Here is a 25,807-nt window from a genome sequence, read left to right as displayed (position 1 = left end):
CTCGTTACCCCGCCTGCCCCTTCAGACGAACGACCGTCACCCGGCGTTCCCTAGCACCCCCCAGGCCACCCGACTTCACTCGTGTGGGTGGCGATCACCCCGTGGCACCCCCAGCGCCCCCGCGCGGCGCCAGCGCCTCCCACGCCACCGTCACCTCGCCCTGCCGCCACCGCCCCGGCCGGTCCACCACCGGCCAGCGGGCCGCCAGATCCTGGACCGACCTGATCCAGCGCTGCCGCGCGCCATACGCCGCGTACGGGGCCGCCGCCGCCCAGGCGCGGTCGAAGTCGCGCAGAAACGCGTGCACCGGCTCACCCGGCACATTGCGGTGGATCAGCGCCTTCGGCAGCCGTTCCGCCAGGTCCGACGGCCGCTCAAGCGAGCCCAGCCGGGTCGCGAAGGTCACCGTACGAGGCCCCTCGGGGCCCAGCGCCACCCACACATGACGCCGCCCGATCTCGTCGCAGGTGCCCTCGACCAGCAGCCCACCGGGAGCCAGCCGGCCCCGCAGCCGCTCCCAGACCCCGGCGACCTGCTCCTCGTCGTACTGGCGCAGCACATTGGCCGCGCGGATCAGCGCGGGGCGTCGCGCCCCGGGCAGCGGCAGTTCGAAGCCGCCGTGCACAAAGGTCAGGCCGTCTGTCTCGTACGGGGCTGCCGCCGCCACCCGCGCCGGGTCGATCTCGATGCCGACGACCTCGATGGCCGGGGCGGCGGTCCGCAGCCGGTGCAGCAGCTCGACCGCGGTCCAGGGGGCGGCGCCGTACCCCAGGTCCACGGCGACGGGCGCGGCCTCCCGTTCGGCCCCGCCCGGCTCGTCCCCGCCCGGCTCGTCCCCGCCCGGCTCGGCCCCGCCCCGCGTAGCCGCGCGCAGGGCAGGGCCGTGCACGGCGGCGATCCAGCGGTCCATGCGGCGCAGCCGGTTGGGGTTCGTGGTCCCGCGGGTGACGGTCCCTACCGGACGGGACGGGGTGCGGGCCATGCGTCCAGTATCGCCGGGCCTCGCGGCCGCCCACCGTGAGGGGCGCCTGCGGGACGGTTGAGAAGGTGCGGGTAATGCTTTGGCAAAATGGAAATGAGCGAGAGCTCTCCGCTGTTCCCCCCGTCGGAAGGTGCCGCCAGCCCGCCTCGACCCAGCCCGTCCTCGCCCCACCCCGCAGTGGCCCGCCCGCAGCCGAACCGCCCGCCCTAGGAGGACCGCCACAGTGAGCCAGTATGTGACCCGGCTCGGTGAACGTCTCGGTTCCAGCGCGGCCGCGAGACTCCGCTTCCCCGGCCCGCGCCGCCCCCGCCGGGTGGCCATGCTCAGTGTGCACACCTCGCCGCTGCACCAGCCGGGCACCGGCGACGCGGGCGGCATGAACGTCTACATCGTCGAACTCGCCAAGCGCCTCGCCGCGATCAACGTCGAAGTCGAGATCTTCACCCGGGCCACCACGGGCGGCCTGCCCCCCAAGGTCGAACTCGCCCCCGGCGTCCTCGTACGCCATGTCGACGCGGGCCCCTACGAAGGCCTCTCCAAGGAGGAGCTGCCCGCCCAGCTGTGCGCCTTCACGCACGGCGTGATGCAGACCTGGGCCGGCCACCACCCCGGCTACTACGACCTGGTGCACTCCCACTACTGGCTGAGCGGCCACGTCGGCTGGCTCGCGGCCGAACGCTGGGGCGTCCCCCTCGTGCACGCCATGCACACCATGGCCAAGGTCAAGAACGCCGCGCTGGCCGCGGGCGACACTCCCGAGCCCGCCGCCCGCGTGATCGGCGAGACGCAGGTCGTACGGGCCGCCGACCGGCTCATCGCCAACACCGACGAGGAGTCCGACGAACTCGTGCTCCACTACGACGCCGACCCCGCGAAGGTCGCCGTCGTCCACCCCGGCGTCAACCTCGACCGCTTCCGCCCCGCCGACGGCCGCCAGGCCGCCCGGCAGCGCCTCGGCCTGCCGCAGGACGCGCTGATCCCGCTCTTCGCGGGCCGCATACAGCCCCTGAAGGCCCCCGACGTCCTGCTGCGCGCCGTCGCCGTACTCCTACAGCGCCGTCCCGAGCTGCGCGCCAACCTGGTGGTGCCGGTGGTCGGCGGCCCCAGCGGCAGCGGCCTCGCCAAGCCGGAGGGCCTGCAGAAGCTGGCCTGCCGACTGGGTATCGCGGATGTCGTGAGCTTTAGGCCGCCGGTCGGGCAGAACCAGCTCGCGGACTGGTTCCGCGCCGCGTCCGTGCTGGTGATGCCGTCCTACAACGAGTCCTTCGGACTCGTCGCCATCGAGGCCCAGGCCTCCGGTACGCCGGTCGTCGCGGCGGCCGTGGGCGGCCTGCCGGTGGCCGTACGCGACGAGGTCAGCGGCTTCCTCGTAGCGGGGCACGATCCGGCGGCGTACGCCCAGGTCCTGGAGCGGTTCGTGGACGAGGAGCACCTGGTGGACCGGATGGGCGAGGCGGCCGCGCGGCACGCGCAGTCCTTCGGCTGGGACACCGCGGCGCTCGGGACCGCCGACGTGTACACCGCTGCCATGCAGGAAGCGCACCGTCCTCTACGCTCGGTACATGGCTGACGCAGCAGCGATCATCGAGCAGTCCCTGGCCGACGCGGACGTCGAGTGGGAGAGTCCCGAGCCCGGCTCGTACGTCGTCACCCTCCCTGGCACCCACAAGCTGAGCACCACGGTCTCGCTCATCGTGGGCAAGCACGCGCTGTCACTGAACGCCTTCGTGATCCGGCACCCGGACGAGAACGCCGAAGGGGTCCATCGCTGGCTCCTTGAGCGCAATCTCAAGCTGTACGGGGTCGGATACGCGGTCGACCAGCTCGGCGACGTCTACCTGACCGGCAAGCTGCCGCTGTCCGCGGTGACCGCCGAGGAGCTTGACCGGCTGCTCGGGTCGGTCCTGGAGGCGGCGGACGGCTCCTTCAACACGCTCCTGGAGCTGGGCTTCGCCTCGGCGATCCGTAAGGAGTACGAGTGGCGGGTCTCGCGGGGCGAGCCGACGCGCAACCTGGACGCGTTCGCGCACCTCACCCAGCCACGCGCGAACTGAGCTCGGTCCCGGCTTCGGACGCGGGCTCGGACGCAGTCCCGGCTTCGGACGCGGCATCGGCCACGGCTTCACCTCGTACGCCCCCGGGCACGTCGTCGCTCTCCGCCGCGCCCTCCGCCTCCGCCGCGCCCTCCGCCGCACCTTCCTCCGTGCCCAGTGCCCGCCGCAGCAACACCGCGTACCCGACCGCCGCCGCACTCCCGAGCACCCCGCACCCCAGCCACAGCGCGCCCGGACCAGGCCCGTCCACCACCCACCCGGCCAGGATCGGCGCGACAAAGCCCGCCACCGCCCAGGACATGCCCATCACGCCCTGGTAGCGGCCGCGCGCGTGCTCCGGGGCCAGCCGGGCGGTCGCGGCGGAGTTGGTGGGGATGTGCACCATCTCGCCGATCGTCCACACCACGACGGTCGCGGCGAACAGCAGTGGCGTCCCCGCCAGCACGGTCAGCCCCGTCCCGAGGGCGAACAGCAGCGAGGAGACGGTGAGCAGGGCGGCCGGGGAGCGCCGCTCGGTGATCTTGTTGACGAGCAGCTGGAAGGCGACGATCACGACGCCGTTGACCGCGATGACCATGCCGTACGCGCTCGGCTCAAGCCCCTTGGCGGCCATGGTCAGCGGCAGCCCCACCCACGGAGCCGTGAAGACCAGGCACACCATCAGGTTGAGCAGGACCAGCGTCCGGAACGCCTTGTCATCACGCAGCACCGAGAACGTGGTCACCTTCGCCTTCGCCTCGCCCGCGGCCCGCGCCGAGGCATCGCCGCTCGTGGAGGCGGGAGCGGGCCGCGTCTCACCCAGCCGCAGGAAGACGATCAGCGCGCACAGTACGGTCGCCACCGCGTCCGCCACGAACAGCGTCCGGTAGCCGAGGAAGATCGCGGCACCGCCGCCCATCGCGGCGATGGCGAAGCCCAGGTTGAGTGCCCAGTAGTTCAGCGAGTAGGCCCGCCTGCGGTCGGCCTCCGGAACCAGGTCCGCGATGGTCGCGCCGATCGCGGGCCGTACCGCCTGCATCGCCACACCCATCAGCAGCACCACGACGGCGATGCCCCAGGCGCTGGTCACCACCGCGAGCGCGGCGGCGCAGACCGCACCGCCCAGATGCGCGGTGATCATCGTGGGCCGTCGTCCCCACCGGTCGCTGAGCATCCCGCCCAGCGGCGACCCGGCGATGCCGCCGAGCCCGTGCAGCGCGATGACGAGCCCCGCGTACCAGGCCGAGTAGCCGAGTTCCTGGGTCAGGTACAGGGACATGAAGGTGAGCACGAAGGCGCCCGTACGGTTCACCAGCGTGGACAGCCAGAGCCACCAGAACCCGCCCGGCAGTCCCGAGACGCTCTCGCGCGCGGACCGTCTGAGAGAAGCGAACGACAAGAGGTGCCCCCGGCTCTGCGTACGTGAGTGCGTAAGTGCGCGCGTAAGTGCGTGCGTAAGTGGTGTTCAACGCTCACGCAGATTACGGGCGGCCGAGGCGGGGCACTACTGGTTTTCGATTAGGCTCAGGGCCATGGCCGACGCACCGTACAAGCTGATCCTCCTCCGCCACGGCGAGAGCGAGTGGAACGCGAAGAACCTGTTCACCGGCTGGGTGGACGTCAATCTCAACGAGAAGGGCGAGAAGGAGGCGGTCCGCGGCGGTGAGCTGCTCAAGGACGTCGGCCTGCTCCCCGATGTCGTGCACACCTCGCTCCAGAAGCGTGCGATCCGCACCGCGAACCTGGCGCTTGAGGCAGCCGACCGCCACTGGATTCCGGTCCACCGCTCCTGGCGCCTGAACGAGCGGCACTACGGCGCGCTGCAGGGCAAGGACAAGGCGCAGACCCTCGCGGAGTTCGGCGAGGAGCAGTTCATGCTCTGGCGCCGCTCGTACGACACCCCGCCGCCGCCGCTCGCGGACGGCGCGGAGTTCTCGCAGAGCGACGACGCGCGTTACGCGTCGATCCCGCCGGAGATGCGCCCGCGGACGGAGTGTCTCAAGGACGTCGTCACGCGGATGCTGCCGTACTGGTACGACGGCATCGTCCCGGACCTGCTCACCGGCAGCACGGTCTTGGTGGCCGCGCACGGGAATTCCCTGCGCGCCCTGGTCAAGCACCTCGACGGCATCTCCGACGCCGACATCGCGGGCCTGAACATCCCCACCGGCATCCCGCTCTCCTACGAACTGAACGCCGAGTTCAAGCCCCTCAACCCGGGCGGCACCTACCTCGACCCGGACGCGGCGAAGGCCGCGATCGAGGCGGTCAAGAACCAGGGCAAGAAGAAGTAGGCACCACGATCATGCCCCCGCCCCGCGCGTTTGGCGCGGGGCGGGGGCATTTTCACGCTGCGGGCTCATTCCGTGCTGCGGGCCCGCTCTGGCTCAGCCGCAGCAGCCGCCGCACTGGCAGGGCGCCCCCGACTGGCAGCCGCAGCCGCAGCCCGCGCCGCAGCCGCAGGCACCGAGCAGGGGCAGGTGGATCACTTGGACCTGGTCGTTGTCCTGGTGGGCGTCGGGCGTGGGGGTGTCGGCCATGGGACCCTCCTCGAAGGCACGGTTGGCTTACGACCTTCCCTATTGCATGCCCACCCAGCAGGGCGCATCAACGGCGCATCGGGGCTCGAACGCTCAGGGCCCGGAGCGCGGCCGTCGTTACGCGCCCTCGGTCGGCGCCGTCGCCGTCGCCGCCGCCGTCGCGGCCTGCAGTTCGTCGGCGTGCTCGCCGGTCACCAGGTAGACCACCCGCTTGGCGACCGATACCGCGTGGTCGGCGAACCGCTCGTAGTAGCGCCCGAGCAGGGTCACGTCGACGGCGGTCTCGATGCCGTGCTTCCAGCGGTCGTCCATCAGGTGCCTGAAGAGCGTGCGGTGCAGCAGGTCCATCTCGTCGTCGTCCTGCTCCAGCTGGAGCGCCAAGTCGATGTCCTTGGTGATGATGACCTCGGCCGACTTCGCCATCAGGCGCTGGGCCAGCTGGCCCATCTCCAGAATGGTGGCGTGCAGGTCGTTCGGCACGGCCGACTCGGGGAAGCGCAGCCGGGCCAGCTTGGCGACATGCTGGGCCAGGTCGCCGGAGCGCTCCAGGTCGGCGCTCATCCGCAGCGAGGTGACCACGATGCGCAGGTCCGTCGCCACCGGCTGCTGGCGGGCCAGCAGGGCGATGGCCCTGGCCTCCAGGTCATGCTGCAGATCGTCGACCTTCTGGTCGCCGGCGATCACACTCTCGGCCAGCTTCAGGTCCGCGTCGAGCATGGCCGTCGTGGCGCGCCCGATCGCCGACCCGACCAGCCGGGCCATCTCGACCAGGCCCTCGCCGATCGAATCCAGTTCCTCGTGGTACGCGTCCCGCATGGAAGGTCCCTTTCCTGATACGTGTGATACGTGCCGGGGCTATGACCCCCACGCTCCCATGTTCGAGCGGCAACGCGACCGATAACGGCCTCTCATATGAATCACCTCTGTCACCGAGGTGAACTCTGGGCGACGGCTCACGGTTCCCGTATGCCCCGCGATCGCACCCCCTTGTGGCCCGCCGGGCCGGTCGCACCACCCAAATGAACCATCCGCGTATCCATGGTGAACTCTCGGCGACGAGTGTCCGAGATGACACAGGCATCGCTGTGGCCGGGGCTTATCCCATGCCTAACCTGGAGCCATGGACGTGAACGCGGCGGTCGCCGCAGCTGCAGCGATCGCCGGAGCGTGTACCGGCGCCATCGCCATGCTGGCGTTTCGCTGGAGCGAGCGCGACCAGAAACGCCCCACCAGGACCTCCCTGCACACCGACGCCGTACTGCCGCCCGGTGTCGACACCGTGCTCTCGGTACTCCGCTCGTCGGCCGTCGTACTCGACGAGGGCGACGCCGTGGTCAAGGCGAGCTCGGCCGCGTACGCGCTGGGCCTCGTGCGCGGCGGGAAACTGGCCGTCGAGCCGATGCTCAAGATGGCCCGTGACACCCGCAGGGACGGCGAGATACGCCAGGTCGAGCTCGACCTGCCGCGGCGCGGCACCGGCCGCGGTGAGGCGCTCGCCGTCTCCGCCCGCGTCGCGCCCCTGGGCTCCCGGCTGATCCTCCTGCTGGTCGAGGACCTCACCGAGGCCCGCCGTATCGAAGCGGTACGCCGCGACTTCGTCGCCAACGTCAGCCATGAGCTCAAGACGCCCGTCGGCGCCCTCTCGCTGCTCTCCGAGGCCGTCATGGACGCCTCGGACGACCCCGAGGCCGTGGAGCGCTTCGCGGGCCGTATGCAGATCGAGGCCACCCGCCTGACCAACCTGGTCCAGGAGCTGATCGACCTCTCGCGCGTCCAGAACGACGACCCGCTGGAGGACGCCGAGGCCGTACGCGTCGACGAACTCGTCGCCGAGGCGATGGACCGCTGCCGACACCAGGCCGGTACGAAGGAGATCACCATGGCCGCCGGAGGCGTCGGCGACCTGCGCATCTGGGGGAACCGCGGCCAGCTCGCCGCCGCCCTGGGCAACCTCGTCGAGAACGCCGTGAACTACAGCCCGGCCCGTACGCGCGTGGGGATAGCCGCGCGCCGGGTCAACGCCCCTGGCGGCGATCTGATCGAGATCGCGGTCACCGACCAGGGCATCGGCATCTCGGAGAAGGACAGGGAACGCATCTTCGAGCGCTTCTACCGCGTCGACCCGGCGCGCTCCCGCGCCACCGGAGGCACCGGCCTCGGCCTGGCGATCGTCAAGCACGTCGCCGCCTCACACGGCGGCGAAGTCACCGTGTGGAGCTCCGAGGGACAGGGCTCCACCTTTACGCTGCGACTGCCTGAGGCAGGATCCGTACGCGACCGCAGAAAGCCACTCATAGCCGGGGGCCTCGACGACGAGGGCCGCCCCAGTGACGGCGACACCGCCGATCACGACACCACGCACGACACCACGAACGAACAGGCTCGCGCGACCCGCGGGCCTCTTCCTGCCCCGGAGGTCCTTCCGTGACCCGAGTGCTCGTCGTTGAGGATGAGGAATCCTTCAGTGACGCCCTGTCGTACATGCTCCGTAAGGAGGGTTTCGAAGTCGCCATCGCGGCCACCGGGCCCGACGGGCTCGACGAGTTCGAGCGCAACGGCGCCGACCTCGTCCTGCTCGACCTGATGCTGCCAGGGCTGCCCGGCACGGAGGTCTGCCGCCAGCTGCGGGGCATCTCCAATGTGCCGGTCATCATGGTGACCGCCAAGGACAGTGAGATCGACAAGGTGGTCGGGCTGGAGATAGGGGCTGACGACTATGTCACCAAGCCCTTCTCGTCCCGCGAGCTGGTCGCCCGCATCCGGGCGGTGCTGCGCCGCCGCGGCGAACCGGAAGAGGTCTCTCCGGCCGCCCTGGAGGCGGGTCCGGTCCGGATGGACGTCGACCGGCACGTCGTCACCGTCTCCGGGGGGAAGGTCGACCTGCCGCTCAAGGAGTTCGACCTGCTGGAGATGCTGCTGCGCAACGCGGGCCGGGTGCTCACCCGGATGCAGCTGATCGACCGGGTCTGGGGCGCTGACTACGTGGGTGACACCAAGACCCTGGACGTCCATGTGAAGCGGCTGCGGGCCAAGATCGAGCCGGACCCGGGGGCGCCGCGCTATCTGGTGACGGTGCGGGGGCTCGGGTACAAGTTCGAGCCGTAGGCCGTAGGCCGTGGGCCGGAAGCCGAAGGCCATAGGCCGGGGACCGTAGGTCGTTTGGCTGGTACGGCGGAGGGCCCCACCGCTTCGTGCGGTGGGGCCCTCCGGTGCGCTGCGGGGGTGAGCTCGGCGGCTCTCAGTGCGCGGCGTCGTCGCCCTCGGGCCCCTGGGCGGCCTCGTCCGTCGCGCCCGCGCCGGGAGTCTCCGTGGCCTCTCCCGTGGCGTCAGCGCCCGGCGTGGCCTCGGTGGTGGCCTCGTCGGGGGTCCCGTCGGTGGCCTCGTCCTCGTCCTCGTCCGCGGGGACGGCGGTGGCGGTGTCGGTCGGCTTGGGGGACGCCGGGGCCTTCGGGGCCTCGGGGCCCCAGTCGGCGTACTGGCCGGTCGCCGGGACCACCGCGGAACGCAGCGTGATGTCGCCGGTCCTGCTGAAGGTGAAGGTGATCGGCTGGGAGTTGCCCTCGAGGACGGTGCCGTTGCCGTCGGCCAGTACGGCGGACGCGTTGCCCTTGCCGCCGATCACGACGGTGCCGTGGGCCGGGACGGTGATCGGCCCGGAGCCCTCGGCGGGCTTGAGGTCGGCTTCCCCGTCGATGCCCTCGACCTTGATCGCTTCCAGGTTCTGGTCCTTGCTGCCCTCGTTGAAGAGGGTGACGGCGACGACCGCGGGGCCCTCCGTCTCGGGATCGGCCTGGGTGATCAGTGTCGAGTTCTGGATCTTGATGTCCCCGACCGACGTCGCGGCGTGGTCCGGTTGGACGCCCAAGGTCTGCGCGTTGTTTCCGGCACCGCACCCGGTGAGAGCGGCGAGCGAGAACGCGAGGGCGGTAGCGGCGATGGCGCCGCGTCGAAGGCTGCGGCTCACGGCGGCGGCAACTCCTAAGCGTGGACGGTAGGGCCGACCGTAAGGCTGCCCTAAAGGTCTTTCGGCGGGCTCAGGTTACCGAGCCGTCCCCGGGCGGCCGCACCCGACCCACCCTCAGCGATCAGGAGCCTCGGTCGGCTCGTGGGCGGGTGGACCCTCGTACGGGTTTCACATATTGACTTTCGGGTTTCAGGTAAGGAATGCGTGGTGATCCGGGGGAGGCCGGATGAATTGATCATCACGATGATCGCTATGAGGGTCCGAGATGATCAATTCCGGATTCGCTGGGGGCTGCCGCGCGCGCCCGCCTCGCACGCCTCTCTTGTAACCGAACGGAGTAGCGGAAGCCCCTGCCGTCGAAGTGTGCAAACCGGGACGTTCAGCCGCATGGAGAGCACGCCTCCGGCCGGTTACGCGCCTGTTTCCGCGTCCCCGGAGAGCGGCTCCCACCTGCGAATACCCGCCTCCACTAAGCCTTCGCAGCACGTTCCTGTTGCTGTTGTCAAGCCCCGAGATATGCCCTGACCTGCGAAAACGCCATTCAGAAGACGCTGTTCTCGTGTTACCCTGGATAGCCACGGAAGGGGTACCTGTCACATGACGTTCAAGGTTGGCGACACCGTGGTCTATCCCCATCACGGGGCCGCGCTGATCGAGGCTATCGAAACTCGTCAGATCAAAGGCGTGGACAAGACCTACTTGGTGCTCAAGGTCGCCCAGGGCGACTTGACTGTTCGTGTGCCAGCGGACAATGCGGAGTTCGTCGGCGTGCGCGATGTTGTCGGTCAGGACGGGCTGGACCGGGTCTTCGAGGTGCTGCGCGCACCGTATGCCGAGGAGCCCACCAACTGGTCCCGTCGCTACAAGGCAAATCTCGAAAAGCTCGCCTCCGGCGACGTCATCAAGGTCGCGGAAGTCGTACGTGACCTGTGGCGCCGTGAGCGTGAGCGCGGGCTGTCCGCAGGTGAGAAGCGCATGCTCGCCAAGGCGCGGCAGATTCTGGTGAGCGAGCTCGCCCTCGCGGAGAACACCAACGAAGACAAGGCCGAGGCCCTGCTCGACGAGGTCCTCGCGTCCTAGCGTCGCTAGGGAAGACATGCCGCGGTGCCCGCTGGCCAGCTCTGCTACAAGATGCTGTGCCGCCGGGCACTGCGGCACATCTGCATCCACCCACCTTGCTGATCTACGCTGATCTACCGGCCCCGCGCCCTGATCCATCGGCCCTGCGCTCACCCTGCCTGGCCTGGCACTCACCCTGCCTGATGTGCCGGGCTCCGACGCTGGCGCTCGACCGGCTGTCACGGAAGGGTCCGGTCAAAGGCTTCCGCCCGGCACTCCCCCACGGCCTCGACGTCGCTCGACCAGGGGGTACCCCCAGGCCATACCCACGTCGGCTGAGGACACAAACCTGAACGCGCACCAGATGTCAGACGAATCCCACGCTTCCGAGCGGCCTACCGCCGGGCCCGCCGCCGTGCCCACCCCCGGGCGCGCCACCGCCGCGGTCATCCCCGCGGCGGGCCGCGGAGTACGCCTCGGCCCCGGCGCCCCCAAGGCGCTGCGAGCGCTGAGCGGTCTGCCCATGCTGATCCACGCCGTACGAGCGATGGCCGACTCCCGCGGCGTCTCGCTGGTCGTCGTGGTGGCGCCGCGCGACGGCGCCACCGAGGTCAAGAACCTCCTCGACGCCCACGCGCTGCCCGAGACCACCGACTACGTGGTCGTGCCCGGCGGCGACACCCGCCAGGAGTCGGTACGGGCCGGTCTCGACGTACTGCCGCCCGGCATCACCGAGGTCCTGGTGCATGACGCGGCCCGCCCGCTGGTGCCCGTCGACACGGTCGACGCGGTCATCGAGGCGGTACGCGGCGGAGCCCCGGCCGTGGTTCCCGCGCTGCCCGTCGCCGACACCGTCAAGCAGGTCGAACCCGCGACGGTTCCCGGCGCGCCCGAGCCGGTCGTGGCGACGCCCGAGCGGGCCCGGCTGCGCGCCGTACAGACCCCGCAGGGCTTCGACCGGCAGACCCTGGTCCGCGCCCATGAGCAGGTCGCCCTGAACGGCGAGGGCGCCACCGACGACGCGGGCATGGTTGAGCAACTGGGCGTCCAGGTCGTGGTCGTGCCAGGGCACGAGGAGGCCTTCAAGGTCACCCGGCCGCTGGACCTGACCCTCGCCGAGGCCGTACTCGCACGCAGGAGGGCCAACGATGGCTTCTGAGACACCGGCGGCTTCTGAGACACAGGCCCCGCCCCCGCGGCTCCCGCTGGTCGGCGTCGGCACGGACGTACACGCCTTCGAAGAAGGCCGTGAGCTGTGGTGCGCCGGGTTGTTGTGGGAGGGCGAGCGCTACGGTCTCGCCGGGCACTCCGACGGGGATGTCGCCGCACACGCCGCCTGCGACGCGCTCTTCTCGGCGGCCGGAATCGGCGACCTCGGGGCGCACTTCGGCACCGGCAGGCCCGAGTGGGCCGGAGCGTCCGGAGTCGCCCTGCTCACCGAGGCCGCGCGGATCGTCCGGGCCGAGGGATTCGAGATCGGCAACGTCGCCATTCAGGTGATCGGCGTACGACCCAAGGTCGGCAAGCGGCGGGACGAGGCGCAGAAGACGCTCTCCGCCGCCGTGGGCGCGCCGGTCTCGGTCTCCGGGACCACCACGGACGGCCTCGGACTCACCGGGCGCGCGGAGGGCCTGGCGGCGATCGCCACGGCCCTGGTGGTGCGCGGCTGACCGGGGAGCGGCGACGTGCGGGTGACGGTTGTCCAGACGTGCGGGTGACGGTTATCCACAGGCGGCGCGGGGCACTGCCGTGAGCGCACTACCCTGGTCGCGTGACTATTCGGCTGTATGACACCAGCGCCCGGCAGATCCGTGATTTCTCCCCGCTCGTCCCGGGCTGCGTCTCGATCTATCTGTGTGGCGCGACGGTGCAGGCAGCCCCGCACATCGGGCACATCAGGTCGGGGCTGAACTTCGACATCCTGCGTCGCTGGTTCACCTACCGCGGCTATGACGTGACCTTCGTGCGGAACGTCACCGACATCGACGACAAGATCATCGCCAAGGCGGCCGACCAGGGCCGCCCCTGGTGGTCGATCGGGTACGAGAACGAGCGCGCCTTCAACGAGGGGTACGACGCGCTCGGCTGCCTGCCGCCCACCTATGAGCCGCGCGCCACGGGGCACATCACCGAGATGGTGGAGATGATGCGCGGCCTCATCGAGCGCGGCCACGCCTACGCCGCCGATGGCAACGTCTACTTCGACGTGCGCTCCTTCGACGGCTACCTCCAGCTCTCCAACCAGGAGCTGGACAACCTGCTCCAGCCCTCGGGCGAGGGCGAGACGGGCAAGCGCGACCCGCGAGACTTCGCCATGTGGAAGGCCGCCAAGCCGGGCGAGCCCAGCTGGGAGACCCCGTGGGGCCGTGGGCGGCCCGGCTGGCACCTGGAGTGCTCGGCGATGGCCCACAAGTACCTGGGCGCCGCCTTCGACATCCACGGCGGCGGCCTCGACCTGGTCTTCCCGCATCACGAGAACGAGATCGCGCAGGCCAAGGCGTACGGCGACGACTTCGCCGGGTACTGGATGCACAACGCCTGGGTGACCATGGCGGGCGAGAAGATGGCCAAGTCGCTGGGTAACTCCGTACTGGTCAGCGAGATGGTCCAGCGCTGGCGGCCGATCGTCCTGCGCTACTACCTGGGCACGCCGCACTACCGCTCGATGATCGAGTACAGCGAGGAGGCGCTGCGCGAGGCCGAGTCCGCGTTCGCGCGGATCGAGGGGTTCGTCCAGCGCGTCGTCGAGAAGGCCGGGGCCGTCGAGCCCGCCGCCGAGGTGCCGGCCGCCTTCGCCGAGGCCATGGACGACGACCTGGGTGTCCCGCAGGCGCTCGCCGTGCTGCACACCACGGTCCGGCACGGGAACTCCGCCCTCGCCGCCGACGACAAGGACGCCGCCGTCCAGCACCTCGCCGAGGTGCGGGCCATGCTCGGTGTGCTCGGGCTTGACCCGCTGGACCCGCACTGGGCGGGCGAGGGCGGCAGCGCCCAGGCCGGTGCGGCGCAGACGTTGCATGACGCCGTCGACACCCTCGTACACCTGGTGCTGCGGCAGCGCGAGGCGGCCAGGGAGCGCAAGGACTGGGCCACCGCGGACGCCATCCGCGACCAGCTGAACAGGTCAGGACTGGTCATCGAGGACGGCCCGGACGGGCCGCGCTGGAGTCTCGGAGCGCGCTGAGCCACCGCTCCATGTGCCACCAGGGCCACGGGGAAGGCACACTTTCCCTAGACACGTAACGCACATTCGCAGAAGCAGCGGCAGAAGCGTCAAAAAGAAGCAGAAGCAGCAGCGCAGCAGAAACAGGAATCAGGTAGGTCATGGCCGGGAGCAGCAGCAGCCGCCGTACGTCCAACAAGAAGGGCGCGCAGGTCGGCAGTGGTGGGAAGCGCCGCCGCGGCCTTGAGGGCAAGGGCCCGACCCCGCCCGCCGAGATGCGCAAGAAGCACAAGAAGAACCGCGTCGCGACCGCCCAGAAGAAGGCCGCGGCCCGCCGCCCGGTCGCGCGGCGCGGCGGCAAGGGCGCCTCCGAGCTGGTCGTCGGGCGTAACTCGGTGGTCGAGGCGCTGCGCGAGGGCGTACCCGCGAACACGCTGTACGTGCAGCAGTTCATCGACAACGACGAGCGGGTGCGCGAGGCGCTGCAGCTCGCGGCCGAGCGCGGCGGCATCAACCTCATGGAGGCGCCGCGCCCCGAGCTCGACCGGATGACCAACGGGCTCAACCACCAGGGCCTGGTCATGCAGGTCCCGCCGTACGAGTACGCGTTCCCCGAGGACCTCGCGGCCGCCGCCTTCGACGAGGGCGAGGACCCGCTGATCGTCGCCCTGGACGGCGTGACCGACCCGCGGAACCTGGGCGCCGTGGTGCGTTCGGTGTCCGCCTTCGGCGGCCACGGTGTCGTCGTGCCGGAGCGGCGTGCCGCCGGAATGACGGCGGGCGCCTGGAAGACCTCGGCCGGGGCCGCCGCGCGTACGCCGGTGGCCCGGGCGACCAACCTGACCCGTGCCCTTGAGGCGTACAAGAAGGCGGGCGTCGCCGTGGTCGGGCTCGCCGCGGACGGCGAGCACGAGGTCGGTGAACTGGACGCGCTGCGCGGGCCGGTCGTGATCGTGGTCGGCAGTGAGGGCAAGGGTCTGTCCCGGCTGGTCGGTGAGACCTGCGACTACTTGGTGCGCATTCCGATGCCGGGCGGCACCGAGTCGCTCAACGCTGGTGTGGCGGCGGGCGTCGTGCTGTACGAGGCGGCCCGGCACCGCGGCTGACCCGAGCACCGCGGCTGAGCGGGGGCATCGGGGTTCGCCCATACGGCCCCGGTGGCCTTGACGCGGCCCGGACAGATTCCAGCGGGTCAAGGCAGTGTCCTAAACACAGATCACTCGGTTAGATGAGTGTGGACACCAGAACGCCCCGCACACCCACGGGGGGACCCTCGGGATTCGACGACGGCCCCGCGCTGAGCATGGTGAAGGTTCCGTGCGACCCGGCGCAGGTCATCGTCAATCACGCCAGCTTCCGCGTGCAGCTCCCCGCCGCGCAGCAGCCCCGGTCCCCGCGTATCACCCGACCTCTGGCGGGCGCCGTCCCGGCGCACACGGCCCGGATTCCCGTGGCCGCGGCGGGGGGCGCGGCAGGGGCCGTCGGGGGAGTCGTGGCGGGCGCAGCCGCGGCCGGACGGCGTCGCGCCCCGGTCGTCTGGAGCGGGAAGTCCGAACCGGGCGACCTCGCGGCGACCGGTCTCCTGCAGGCCGTACGCAGCTCCGGGGTACGGCACGGCGCCTCGTATGACGAGCCCTTCGACGCGGACGGGTTCGACGCGGACGGTTACGACGCGGACGAGACCCAGCTGATCCCGCGCTTCGACGACGACGCCACGCAGACCATCGAGACCCCGCAGGTCTTCGGCCCGCGCGGCCCCAGCGGCGACGAGACCCGGGCCCTGCCCGTGGTGCCCGGCGCAGGCGCGGCCGCCGGGTTCCCCGAGGGGCTCTTCAGGCCGGAACCCGACCACGGGTACGACGAGCCCGACGCGTACGCGGACGACGACGAGCCCGTGGTGGCCCGCAGGCGCGGCGCGGACCCGGTACGGCACGCGTACTACCCCGGGCGGCGGATGAACCTGGGCGTGGTGCTGCTGCCGCTGCGCGTCTTCCTCGGATTCATCTCCATCTACGCGGGCATGGGCAAGCTCTGCGACCCCGTCTACTTCGACGGCGGCGAGCGCGGCTCCATGGTCAAGTGGCTGAGCTCGCTGCACCCTTGGACGCTCGCCGAGCCGATGCGGGACTTCGCCCTGTCCCACCCGGTGGGCGCCGGGCTGACCATCGCCTTCCTCCAGGTCATCGTCGGCGTGCTCACGGTGCTCGGTCTCTGGCAGCGGCTCGCCGCCTCGGTGGGCGCCCTGCTGTCCGCCGCGCTGCTCGTCACCGTCAGCTGGAAGTCCGTACCGGTCTACGACACGCCGGACATCATCTACCTCGCCGCCTGGAGCCCGCTGATCATCGCCGGGGCGCCGGTCTACTCGGCCGACGGACGGCTGGCCAGCGAGGCCTGGCGCAGGCTGGGACCGCGGGCGGGGATCTGGGAGCTGCGCCGCCGGGTGCTCCGTCGCGGGGCCCTGATCGCCACGCTCGTCGTCGGTCTGACGCTGCTGCTCGGGGCGCTGCTCGGCAGTGCCGTACGTGACTCGGGGCGGGTGATCGTGCCGGGACCGGGCGAGCCGCCGCGTAACGTCCTGCCGGGCTCTCCGCTGCCCAGCGAGCCCGGCGCGCGGACCAGCGAGCCTGGCAGCCTGCGCCCGTCCGCCTCCCAAGGGCCCACGCAGGGCAACACCACCAGCCCCTCGACCCCGTCCCAAGTGACCCCGGAAGCGGCCAGGGAGTCCAGTACGGCGGGTGCGGCCGAGCAGCAGCCCACCGAGAGCCAGCCCAGCCAGACCCAGGGCACGACGGGCGAGGAGGCGCCGCAGCCGCCACCGCAGCAGGCGCCACCGCCGCCTCCGTCGACCAGCGCGGGGCCCACCTCCAGCGGGGGCACGGACGACAGCACCGACAGCGGGACCAGCACGGGCGGTCCGGACGACGGCGCCTCCGGTGGCACGAGCTCGGGCGGCCAGCCGGGGCTGGTGGGCGGCCTGCTCGGCTGAGGCGTTCCGTAGCGCGAAGGGCCCGGCACACGCGACGTGTGCCGGGCCCCCTTTTGCTCTTTCTTCTTGCTCTTTCTTCGCTTTTCGCTGGTGTCAGCTGTGGCTCAACGGTTCTGCGCGGCCAGTTCCTTGGCGGCCTCCGTCAGGTCCTTCGCCGTGTCGATCGCCCGCCAGTACGCGCCCTGCGGCAGCGGGTACCCGGCCAGACGGCGGTCCCTGGCGAGGCGCGGGAAGGTGGTCCGCTCGTGGTCACCGCGGTCGGGCAGCAGCGAGGCGAAGGCGGGAGAGAACACGTAGACGCCCGCGTTGATCTGGTACGAGGTCGGCGGGGACTCGATGAAGTCCGTGATGTGGCCGAAGTCGTCCGTCTCGACGGCGCCCCACGGGATGCGCGGGCGGGCCAGCGCGAGGGTCGCCGTGGCGTCCCGCTCGGCGTGGAAGGAGGCCATGTCGCGCAGCGAGAAACGGGTCCAGATGTCGCCGTTGGTGGCGTACCAGGGCTGGTCCGGGTGCGGCAGGTGGGCGGCGGCGTACTTGAGGCCGCCGCCGCGGCCCAGCGGCTCCTTCTCGACGACGGTGGTGACCCGCAGCGGCAGGTCGGCCGTCGCGAGCCAGTCCTGGAGCACCTCGGCCAGATGCCCACAGGAGACGACCGCGTCGGTCACGCCCTCGGCCGCGAGCCAGGACAGCTGATGGCCGATGATCGGGGTCCCCGTGCCGGGGATCTCGACCATCGGCTTGGGCCGGTCGTCGGTGTACGGGCGCAGCCGCGAGCCCTGCCCCCCGGCCAGGACGACGGCCTGCGTCGGGTGGGACAGCGGGGTGGCTGCCGCGTGGTTGGGTACAGGGAGGTCACCGGTCATGACCGCACCTTATGCGGCGCGCACGGCGCCTCCGAGCGCGGACCCCGCAGGAAGCCGCGCAGATGCCCCGTAGGGGCCGCGTACGGGCCCCACAACGCCCCTGCGGCGCCGCTCAGGACTGCTGCTGAGCCGCCACCCCGGAGGCGAAGGCGGTGTCGCACACCGGGCGGGCGAAGGACTGGGCACGGGTGGGACCGTAGTACTGCACGGCGGCGCGGCCCAGCGCGCGGGCGATGGAGACACAGTGCGCGGCGAGCGACGGTCGGCGGTCGACCTCCGTCTGGAGGTGGGTGAGCGCGACGCCGGGGTCCTTCTCCTGCAGCTCGTCGAGGAGCTTCTCGCGCAGAATGTCCTGTGGGGCACGGGACTTGGCGCGCGAGGAGACCTCCTCGGAGGAGGCGGTGAGTGTCGACTGCGGGTTGCCCGACCAGTCGACTCGGGTCACGGCGAGCGTTCCGGACAGCACCAGGACAACGGGGAGTACGAGAGCGAGGGTGCGGCCGATACGGCGGGCGGTGGAGTTCAAGGGGTGTTCCTCGCGGTGTCGATTCCGGGTGGCCCCGGCCGCCGCCCGACGGCGTTGTCGGGCCGGGAGTGGGAGCCGGGGAAGGAGTACGCGAGTGAGCGTAGCGGTCGGTGATGATTTGGCGACATTTAGTCACTCGGTCGGGGGACGGTTCGATGGCGTTTTTCGAGTCGTGGGTTGACGTACGAAACCGAAATGGCCGGTGTGCCGGGGTATTTGTCGACTCGCGGGCTCCGCGCGCTCGGCAACGGCAGCGCAAACGGCCCCCGCACCAAGGGTGCGGGGGCCGTTTGGCCTGTGTCAGGGACCGTCAGTCGGTGAGGCGCTCACCCGTCGACGTCGCGAAGACATGGGCCTCGCCCGCACGCGGCACGACGTGCAGCTGGGAGCCCTTCTCGGGCACCCGGCGGCCGTGGACGCGGACCACGAGGTCCTTGTGCTCGCCGTCGACCTCGGCGGTGCCGTACACGAAGCCGTCGGCGCCGAGCTCCTCGACGACGTTCACCGAGACGGCCATTCCGGCCGGTGCGTCGTCGGTGTCCTTGCTCAGCGACTTCGCGAACTCGCCGTTCTGCTCGACGATGTCGAAGTGCTCCGGGCGGACGCCGACCGTCACCGTACGGTCGCCCTTGTCGGCGGCGACGGCCAGTGCCTCGCGGCTGACCGGGACGACAGAGTTGCCGAACTTCACGCCGCCGTCGGTGATCGGCACCTCGATCAGGTTCATCGCGGGGGAGCCGATGAATCCGGCGACGAAGAGGTTGGCCGGGCGGTCGTACATGTTGCGCGGCGAGTCGACCTGCTGGAGCAGCCCGTCCTTGAGCACCGCGACGCGGTCGCCCATGGTCATGGCCTCGACCTGGTCGTGGGTGACGTACACCGTGGTGATGCCGAGGCGGCGCTGCAGCGACGCGATCTGCGTACGGGTCGAGACGCGGAGCTTGGCGTCGAGGTTCGACAGCGGCTCGTCCATGAGGAAGACCTGCGGCTCACGGACGATCGCGCGGCCCATGGCGACGCGCTGGCGCTGACCACCGGAGAGCGCCTTGGGCTTGCGGCCCAGGTACTCGGTCAGGTCCAGGATCTTCGCGGCGTCCTCGACCTTCTGCCGGATCTCCGCCTTCGGCACGCCCGCGATCTTGAGCGCGAAGCCCATGTTGTCGGCGACGGTCATGTGCGGGTAGAGCGCGTAGTTCTGGAACACCATGGCGATGTCCCGGTCCTTCGGCGGCAGGTGCGTGACGTCGCGGTCGCCGATCCGGATCGCTCCGCCGTTGACGTCCTCGAGCCCCGCGAGCATCCGCAGGGAGGTGGACTTTCCACAGCCGGAGGGTCCGACGAGGACGAGGAACTCGCCGTCCTCGATCTCGATCTCCAGCTGGTCGACGGCGGGCTTCTCGGAACCCGGGTAGATCCGGGTCGCCTTGTCGAACGAAACAGTGGCCATGGGTAGGGCCCCCTTCACCGGCAGGAACGTGCCGGACGATCCGAGTAAAGGAAAGTGGTGTAGTCCACCCCAGTGGACTCGCCGTGACGTTACCTGGCCGCCCGCCGAATGTCAGTAGCAAGCCGCACACCAGTGCCCGGCCCCTCACCCCGTGGATCACGCTGCGGGCTACCTCGTGGATTACCCCGTGGCCCTGGGAATAGCGCTCTGTGTACAGTGGAGCAGCCTCTGCGCACGGCCTTCGCCGGTGCGCGGCGCCTCCTTAGCTCAGATGGCCAGAGCAACGCACTTGTAATGCGTAGGTCGTCGGTTCGAATCCGACAGGGGGCTCAGCCCTGGCCCAGCTCAGACCGCGTCTGAGCTGGGCCTTTTGCGTTCAGCGGATACGGCGGGTGCGCCGGGAGCGAGCCGCTCGGGCGGCGGGGAGGCGTTCGGCTGCTGCCTGGGCGGCCATCTCGGCGGCCGCGCGGCCGTCCAGCAGTACTCGGCGACGTGCACGAAGTCGGGTAGCTCCGTCGACGAGCACGGTCCAGTCGCGCAGGTGGCCCGGGTCGCGGGCTTCGGCCTGGGCGAAGGCGTCGGCGATCACCTGCTGGGGCGGGCGGACCAGCGAGGCGTGCACCATTTCCGCTGTGCTGTCGGGCCCGGCCGTGGCGTGCGGAGCTCGCTGCGGCCGCCGGGCGGGTGGATGATGCGGTGGAGTTTCTCCCCGGGGGCCAGTCGTCCGCGCCGTCCAGCCGCTGCGGTCTTGGCCGCGGCCCGGCGGGTGGCTTCGGGCCGCATCACCACTCCCGTGCCGTCGATCTGGACGACCAGCGGCATCTCGCGGGTGCGCGGGGTGGGGATCTTCGCCGCATAGTAGGCAGCGATACCGACGGCCGCGGCCTGGACCAGCTCGGTGGGGCGGCGTTTGCCCACCGCACCGTCTCCCGCCAGGTTCGCCGCTGTCCTTCCGGGCCGTGCCAGACCGGTGTACGCGGCGCCTCTTCGCTGCCGTCGCGCTCCTGCCACACCGCAGCCAACCGCTCCGGCACCGCCCGGGGCGGCGTGCCACCGGGTACGGCCCCTGCTGCGTCGAGCCGCTCGCCGTACAGGCGCACTTCCTCGTCGGGCGCCTCGATGCCGCGGTCATCGAGCGCACCGTGAAGCCAGCTCTGCGCCGATTCAATCCGCAGCAGGGTCCCGGACGCGTCGAACAGCACGCCATTGACGTCCGGCAGGTGGTCTCGGCCGGCTCTCCGGTCGGACGGGGTGGGCGGTCGCTCGTGCCGGGGCGGGGGGCAGTATTGCCTCTGTTTGGTCTGGCAGGAGCATGCAGGGGGGCGGTCGGTGTTGTCATGATGGTGACATGGGTGAGGTGCGCGGGGCGGATCGTTTGTAGCGTCGCGCCGAAGGCTCGACGGCGGTTGAGGACCGTGCCTGGGGGGCGGTGGACGGATTGCGGTATCCGGCTGCGGCGAGGGTCGGCAGTTCGGTGCCGTCCTCTCGTTTCCTGAGCGATCCGCCCGTTCGTCGGGCAACTCCTCGTGATGGAAATGGGATTGCTCTTGCGGGTCTCGCTGGTGCTCCGTAGTCGCAGCGCGTATGACCGGGCCGGTTTCTCAGTGGAGTTGACCGTCAACGGGCGGCCGCGGCTGGATGCCGGTGCGCCCGGTGCGCCCGGTGCGCCCGGTGCGCCCGGTGCGGCTCGTCGGCCGGGAGGCAGGGGTCGGCTGGGCGCGGCCCTCGCCGTGGGGTACTCGATCGGGCCCGTCTTCACGCGGCACCGGGCGCTCTCGACGCACTCTTCGAGGGAGGAAGGGGGAGGGGCGGGAAGAGCGCTGCCTAATTCCGGAACATACGGTTCTACAGGCGTCCACGATCGATGGGGAGATTTGCTGCAGTCGTATCCAGCACTTTCCCATGGCACCTATCGCCGGATGGCAACTTGTTGCCTTCGATCTGTCCGCGGCGGTTGGCGCTCCCTAGGGTACCTACCAGGATGAGGCCGACAGGTCGTTGACGGAAAGCATCGCTTCAGGGGGGCCTGGGCGGAGCGGAATTATCCGTTCAGCAGCCGGACGGCTGACTTCTGTCAGTGATCTCTCTTATCAATCATCACGGTCGCACCGCCGCACGCTCCGATTCAACCAGCTACCGACGGTTTTCGGGATGCTCTGCGGGGCCCGGTATGTGGATATCAGGTAGTGAAAGGAAGGCCGAAAGTGGCGACCAATCCCTTCGAGGATGACAGCGCGAGATATTTCGTCCTGGTCAACGACGAGAACCAGCACTCGCTGTGGCCCGCGTTCGCTGAAATCCCTGACGGTTGGCGCGCCGTGCACGGCCAGGACAGCAGGCAGGCCTGTGCCGATTACATCAATGAGAACTGGACGGACATGCGTCCGAAGAGCCTCGCCGAGGCGATGGCGGACTAGCGGACTAGCGGACCAGGCGCCGCCCTCACTCTTTCTTCTTCGCCGGGCCGAGGCCCGAAGCGCCCCGCTCCCCGCAGGTGGCATGCCGCCCCATGCATGGTCCCGGCTACCGGATTCCTTTGTCTCCGGGCCTCCGAGCCTCCGAGCCTCCGGGCCAATCGAGCCGGGCAACCGGCCAAAGGCATGCACGCGCCTGAAGAGCTTCGTCATGAACCAGATATAGCGACCGCAATCGAGAGTGATTCTTGATGTCTCATAGCCAGGACTTCCAGCTTCCCTTGACCGCGGCTCAGTCGGGAATTTGGTTCGCTCAGCAGATCGACCCGGAGAGCACCGTCTACAACACCGGGGAGTACCTGGAGATCCACGGCCCCGTGGACGGCTCCCTGTTCGAAGCCGCACTCCGGCAGGTCGTCGCGGAGGCCGAGAACCTGCGGGCGCGCTTCGTGGCGGACGAGACGGGGCCGCGCCAGGTCATCGAGGCTGCGCCGCAGTGGGAGCTGTGCCACGTCGATGTGAGTGATCGCCCCGATCCGCAGGCAGCCGCCGAGGAGTGGATGCGGGCCGACTTCGCCCGCCCGCTCGACCCGACGCAGGGCCCGCTGTTCCTGTTCGCGCTCTTCAAGGCCGCTCCCGACCGCTGGTTCTGGCTGCACCGCTACCACCACCTGCTGGTCGACGGCTTCACGGTCGCGCTGATCGCCCAGCGCGTCGCCGCCGTCTACACCGCACTGGTCGAGGGCACCGAGCCGGAGCCGAGCCCGTTCCGGCCGCTGCGCGACCTGGTCGATGCCGATGCCGCGTACCGGGAGTCGGAGCGGTTCGAGACCGACCGCGACTACTGGCTGGAGCGCCTTGCCCAGCGTTCCGCCCCGGTGAGCCTGTCCACACAGCACCCGGCAACGGCCCGCGCCCTGGTGCGGCGTACCGAGTACCTGGAGGCGTCGGCGGTCGAGCGGCTGCGGGACATCGCGCGCGAGGCGGGCTCCCCCTGGCCGCCGGTCGTGCTCGCGGCCGTCGCCGCGTACCTCCAGCGGCTCACCGGCGCGCCGGAGGTCACCCTCGGCCTGCCGGTGTCCACCCGGCTGGGCCGCGAGGCGCGCACCACCCCCGGCATGGTGTCCAACGTGCTGCCGCTCCGGCTGGCCCCGCGTGCCGACATGACCGTCGCCGAGCTGCTGCGACACGCGTCCGCAGAGATGCGCGGCGCCATGCGCCACCAGCGGTACCGGTACGAGGACCTGCGGCGCGACCTGAAGGCGGTCGGCGAGGACGAGCGACTGGTCGGACCGCAGGTGAACATCATGATGTTCACCTACGACCTGCGCTTCGGCGGCCACCGCGGCACACCGCACAACCTGTCCATCGGCCCGGCCGACGACATGTCCTTCATCGTCTACGACCGAGGCGACGGCAGCGGCCTGCAGATCGACGTGGACGCCAACCCGGACCTCTACACCCCCGACGAACTGGCCGCCGCCCAGCGGCGTTTCCTGCACTTCCTGGAGAACCTGGCGCAGGCCGCGCCCGACCAGCCGCTCGGCCGCGTGGACGTGCTCACCCCGGCCGAGCGCGAGCAGATCGCCGCGGCACCGGCCCAGGCCCCGGCGCCGCACGTGCCGGCCGCCACCCTGAGCGAGCTGTTCGAGGCGCAGGCGGCCCGTACGCCGGACGCGGTCGCCGTCGTCTGCGAGGACACCCGGCTGACGTACACGCAGCTGAACGAAGCGGCCAACCGGCTGGCCCGGCTGATGGTCGCGCAGGGCGTCGGCCCCGAGCGGCTGGTCGCGCTGGCCCTGCCCCGCTCGGTGGAGATGGCCGTCGCGCTGCTCGCCGTGCTCAAGGCGGGCGGGGCGTACGTGCCGCTGGACCCGGCGTACCCGGCCGACCGCCTCGCCTACATGATCACGGATGCCCGGCCGTCCCTGCTGCTGACCACCGCCGAGACGGCCACCGGCCCCTTGGCCGACGTGCTCGCAGGGCAGGGCGCTGACACCGCGCTGCTGGTCCTAGACGCGCCGGAGGTCAGGGACACGCTGGACGGCCTGTCCGGCACCGACCTGACGGACACCGACCGCCTCGCGCCTCTGTCGCCCCTGGCCCCCGCTTACGTCATCTACACCTCGGGCTCGACCGGGCGCCCCAAGGGCGTGGTGATCCCCCACCAGAACGTGGTGCGTCTGTTCGGCGCGACCGACCACTGGTTCGGCTTCGGCGCGGACGACGTGTGGACGATGTTCCACTCCTACGCCTTCGACTTCTCCGTCTGGGAGATCTGGGGTCCGCTGCTGCACGGCGGACGCCTGGTCGTCGTCCCGCACACCGTCAGCCGCTCCCCGGAGGACTTCCTGCGGCTGCTCGTGGACGAGCGGGTGACCGTGCTCAACCAGACCCCGTCCGCCTTCTACCAGCTGATGCGCGCCGGCCAGGACAACCCGGGGCTGGGATCGGACCTGGCGCTGCGCTCGGTGGTCTTCGGCGGTGAGGCACTTGACCTGTGGCGCCTGGAGGAGTGGTACGCCCGGCACCGGGCCGACGCACCGGTCCTCGTGAACATGTACGGCATCACCGAGACCACGGTCCACGTCAGCCACATCGCCCTGGACCGGGCCACCGCCGCCGCGGGCCGCGGCAGCGTGATCGGCGAGGCCATCCCCGATCTGCGCGTACACGTCCTGGACCAGGCGCTACGCCCCACCCCGCCCGGAGTGTCCGGGGAGATGTACGTGTCGGGCGCGGGTCTGGCACGCGGCTACCTGGGCCGTCCGGGCCTGACCGCCGAACGCTTCGTCGCCAACCCGTACGGGGCTCCGGGCGAGCGGATGTACCGCACCGGCGACCTCGCCCGCTGGCAGCACGACGGCAACCTCGAGTACCTGGGCCGTTCGGACCACCAGGTCAAGATCAGGGGCTTCCGCATCGAGCTGGGCGAGATCGAGGCCGCACTCGCCGCGTGCGAGGGTGTCGCGCAGTCCGCGGTGCTCGTCCGCGAGGACCGGCCGGGCGACAAGCGCCTGGTCGGCTACGTGGTGCCCGCCGCCGAGACCCGGCCGGAGGGCGCGCGGCTGCGTGAGCTGCTGCTGGCGACCCTGCCGGAGCACATGGTTCCGGCCGCTTTCGTGACGTTGGACGCGCTGCCGCTCACGCCCAACGGAAAGCTCGACCACAAGGCGCTGCCCGCGCCCGTGAACGCGCCCGTGAACGGGCGGGCAGCGGACACCCCGGAAGAGAAGCTGCTCGCCGGGCTGGCCGCCGATGTCCTCGGACTGCCCGCCGTCGGCGCCGACGACAGTTTCTTCGACCTGGGCGGCGACAGCATCATGGCCATCCAGCTGGTCAGCCGGGCCCGCAAGGCCGGTCTGGTGTTCACTCCGCGTGATGTGTTCCAGCGCAAGACTGTCGCGGGCCTGGCCAGCGTGGCGATGCCCGCCGACACCGCGGTGGTGGAAGACCCGGACGCGGGCATCGGCGACATCCCGCTCACACCGATCATGCACTGGCTCCGCGAACGCCCCGGGCCGATCGACGGCTCGCACCAGTCGATGCTGGTGCGGTTGCCTGCGGGGCTGGGCGAGGACCGGCTCGCGTCGGCGCTCCAGACCGTTCTGGACCACCACGATGCGCTGCGTGCCCGACTCGTACGTACGGGCAGTGACGTGTGGTCATTGGAGGTCGCCGAGCGCGGCACTGTGCAGGCGCGTGAGTGCGTCCAGCGGGTGGACACCACCGGCCTGGACAGTGACGGGGTGCGGGATGTGCTGGTGCGGGAGGCCGAGGCCGCCCGGAGCAGGCTCGCCCCGGAGGCCGGGGCGATGGTGCAGGCCGTG

21 protein-coding genes, 1 tRNA gene and 1 pseudogene are annotated in these 25,807 nt (G+C 70.8%); 14 read left to right on the top strand and 9 right to left on the bottom strand.

Going from position 1 to position 25,807, the window contains the following annotated elements; genetic code table 11:
- Positions 1–94 precede the first annotated feature (94 nt).
- On the bottom strand, positions 95–982 hold the full coding sequence (locus GCN81_RS28630; protein WP_156727453.1) for a class I SAM-dependent methyltransferase: 888 nt from the start codon (positions 980–982) through the stop codon (positions 95–97).
- Positions 983–1,205: 223 nt separating this feature from the next.
- Between GCN81_RS28630 and mshA the strand changes: the two genes are divergently transcribed.
- Together mshA and GCN81_RS28620 are read left to right on the top strand one after the other, a co-directional pair.
- Positions 1,206–2,552: a D-inositol-3-phosphate glycosyltransferase gene (mshA, locus tag GCN81_RS28625; protein WP_156727452.1), complete on the top strand. Its 1,347-nt coding sequence runs from the start codon at positions 1,206–1,208 to the stop codon at positions 2,550–2,552.
- A complete protein-coding gene (locus GCN81_RS28620) occupies positions 2,545–3,036 on the top strand; it encodes a type III secretion system chaperone family protein (RefSeq protein WP_156727451.1) in 492 nt (163 codons plus the stop codon). The genes mshA and GCN81_RS28620 overlap by 8 nt, the downstream gene beginning before the upstream one ends.
- On the opposite strand, the gene GCN81_RS28615 is transcribed toward GCN81_RS28620, so the two are convergent.
- Positions 3,014–4,414 (bottom strand): MDR family MFS transporter, encoded by a 1,401-nt coding sequence (locus GCN81_RS28615; RefSeq protein ID WP_156727450.1) that lies wholly within the window; start codon positions 4,412–4,414, stop codon positions 3,014–3,016. The two genes, GCN81_RS28620 and GCN81_RS28615, sit on opposite strands and share 23 nt — an antisense overlap.
- Before the next feature lie 133 nt (positions 4,415–4,547).
- On the opposite strand from GCN81_RS28615, the gene GCN81_RS28610 reads away from it, so the two are divergent.
- Positions 4,548–5,309 carry a phosphoglyceromutase gene (locus GCN81_RS28610; RefSeq protein WP_156727449.1) on the top strand — a complete coding sequence of 254 codons (762 nt, stop codon included), beginning with the start codon at positions 4,548–4,550 and terminating at the stop codon, positions 5,307–5,309.
- A gap of 93 nt (positions 5,310–5,402) precedes the next feature.
- Here the strand turns inward: GCN81_RS28610 and GCN81_RS32065 are convergent, their stop codons facing one another.
- Both GCN81_RS32065 and phoU read right to left on the bottom strand, forming a co-directional pair.
- Positions 5,403–5,555 (bottom strand): hypothetical protein, encoded by a 153-nt coding sequence (locus GCN81_RS32065; protein WP_197287820.1) that lies wholly within the window; start codon positions 5,553–5,555, stop codon positions 5,403–5,405.
- Between the two features lie 117 nt (positions 5,556–5,672).
- Complete coding sequence (phoU, locus tag GCN81_RS28605; protein ID WP_156727448.1) at positions 5,673–6,371, bottom strand: phosphate signaling complex protein PhoU; 699 nt, start codon at positions 6,369–6,371, stop codon at positions 5,673–5,675.
- Between the two features lie 304 nt (positions 6,372–6,675).
- Between phoU and GCN81_RS28600 the strand changes: the two genes are divergently transcribed.
- Positions 6,676–7,983, top strand: coding sequence for a sensor histidine kinase (locus GCN81_RS28600; RefSeq protein WP_231627047.1), 1,308 nt, complete (start codon positions 6,676–6,678; stop codon positions 7,981–7,983).
- Positions 7,980–8,660: a response regulator transcription factor gene (locus tag GCN81_RS28595; protein ID WP_156727447.1), complete on the top strand. Its 681-nt coding sequence runs from the start codon at positions 7,980–7,982 to the stop codon at positions 8,658–8,660. Before GCN81_RS28600 ends, GCN81_RS28595 begins: the two co-directional genes overlap by 4 nt.
- A 133-nt stretch (positions 8,661–8,793) precedes the next feature.
- Here GCN81_RS28595 and GCN81_RS28590 read toward each other — a convergent pair whose 3' ends face one another.
- On the bottom strand, positions 8,794–9,519 hold the full coding sequence (locus tag GCN81_RS28590; protein WP_156727446.1) for a copper chaperone PCu(A)C: 726 nt from the start codon (positions 9,517–9,519) through the stop codon (positions 8,794–8,796).
- Positions 9,520–10,116: 597 nt separating this feature from the next.
- Here GCN81_RS28590 and GCN81_RS28580 point away from each other — a divergent pair.
- The 6 genes from GCN81_RS28580 (at position 10,117) to GCN81_RS28555 (ending at position 16,727) form a co-directional block, all read left to right on the top strand.
- Positions 10,117–10,599, top strand: a complete 483-nt coding sequence (locus tag GCN81_RS28580; protein WP_003953493.1) for a CarD family transcriptional regulator — start codon at positions 10,117–10,119, stop codon at positions 10,597–10,599.
- A 343-nt stretch (positions 10,600–10,942) separates the two neighbouring features.
- The gene (ispD, locus tag GCN81_RS28575; protein WP_156727445.1) at positions 10,943–11,737 is read left to right on the top strand and encodes a 2-C-methyl-D-erythritol 4-phosphate cytidylyltransferase; all 795 of its coding nucleotides are present in this window, start codon (positions 10,943–10,945) and stop codon (positions 11,735–11,737) included.
- On the top strand, positions 11,727–12,248 hold the full coding sequence (ispF, locus tag GCN81_RS28570) for a 2-C-methyl-D-erythritol 2,4-cyclodiphosphate synthase (protein ID WP_156727444.1): 522 nt from the start codon (positions 11,727–11,729) through the stop codon (positions 12,246–12,248). The genes ispD and ispF overlap by 11 nt, the downstream gene beginning before the upstream one ends.
- A 101-nt stretch (positions 12,249–12,349) precedes the next feature.
- Positions 12,350–13,762 carry a cysteine--tRNA ligase gene (gene cysS, locus GCN81_RS28565; RefSeq protein WP_156727443.1) on the top strand — a complete coding sequence of 471 codons (1,413 nt, stop codon included), beginning with the start codon at positions 12,350–12,352 and terminating at the stop codon, positions 13,760–13,762.
- 140 nt (positions 13,763–13,902) lie between these two features.
- On the top strand, positions 13,903–14,847 hold the full coding sequence (gene rlmB, locus GCN81_RS28560) for a 23S rRNA (guanosine(2251)-2'-O)-methyltransferase RlmB (RefSeq protein WP_156727442.1): 945 nt from the start codon (positions 13,903–13,905) through the stop codon (positions 14,845–14,847).
- 122 nt (positions 14,848–14,969) lie between these two features.
- Complete coding sequence (locus GCN81_RS28555) at positions 14,970–16,727, top strand: DoxX family protein (RefSeq protein ID WP_231627046.1); 1,758 nt, start codon at positions 14,970–14,972, stop codon at positions 16,725–16,727.
- Between the two features lie 104 nt (positions 16,728–16,831).
- On the opposite strand, the gene GCN81_RS28550 is transcribed toward GCN81_RS28555, so the two are convergent.
- The 3 genes from GCN81_RS28550 to GCN81_RS28540 form a co-directional block, all read right to left on the bottom strand.
- A complete protein-coding gene (locus GCN81_RS28550) occupies positions 16,832–17,590 on the bottom strand; it encodes a nucleotidyltransferase family protein (RefSeq protein ID WP_156727441.1) in 759 nt (252 codons plus the stop codon).
- A 112-nt stretch (positions 17,591–17,702) separates the two neighbouring features.
- Entirely contained in the window at positions 17,703–18,116 is a 414-nt protein-coding gene (locus GCN81_RS28545; protein WP_156727440.1) for a hypothetical protein, read from the bottom strand.
- Positions 18,117–18,426: 310 nt separating this feature from the next.
- Positions 18,427–19,563 (bottom strand): ABC transporter ATP-binding protein, encoded by a 1,137-nt coding sequence (locus GCN81_RS28540; protein WP_156727439.1) that lies wholly within the window; start codon positions 19,561–19,563, stop codon positions 18,427–18,429.
- Between the two features lie 256 nt (positions 19,564–19,819).
- Here GCN81_RS28540 and GCN81_RS28535 point away from each other — a divergent pair.
- Positions 19,820–19,893, top strand: a tRNA-Thr gene (locus GCN81_RS28535).
- 82 nt (positions 19,894–19,975) lie between these two features.
- Here the strand turns inward: GCN81_RS28535 and GCN81_RS28530 are convergent.
- Positions 19,976–20,688: pseudogene (locus GCN81_RS28530) on the bottom strand (ISKra4 family transposase); the annotation flags it as partial.
- Between the two features lie 1,079 nt (positions 20,689–21,767).
- On the opposite strand from GCN81_RS28530, the gene GCN81_RS28525 reads away from it, so the two are divergent.
- Complete coding sequence (locus GCN81_RS28525; protein WP_156727438.1) at positions 21,768–21,980, top strand: MbtH family protein; 213 nt, start codon at positions 21,768–21,770, stop codon at positions 21,978–21,980.
- A gap of 248 nt (positions 21,981–22,228) precedes the next feature.
- The coding region (locus GCN81_RS28520) for a non-ribosomal peptide synthetase (protein ID WP_156727437.1) at positions 22,229–25,807 on the top strand (3,579 nt) is incomplete at its 3' end.

The sequence above is a fragment of the Streptomyces apocyni genome, assembly GCF_009739465.1.
Taxonomy (GTDB): domain Bacteria; phylum Actinomycetota; class Actinomycetes; order Streptomycetales; family Streptomycetaceae; genus Streptomyces; species Streptomyces apocyni.
The sequence above is the reverse complement of the archived record's forward strand: the minus strand, read 5'-3'. Positions and strand labels throughout refer to the sequence as shown.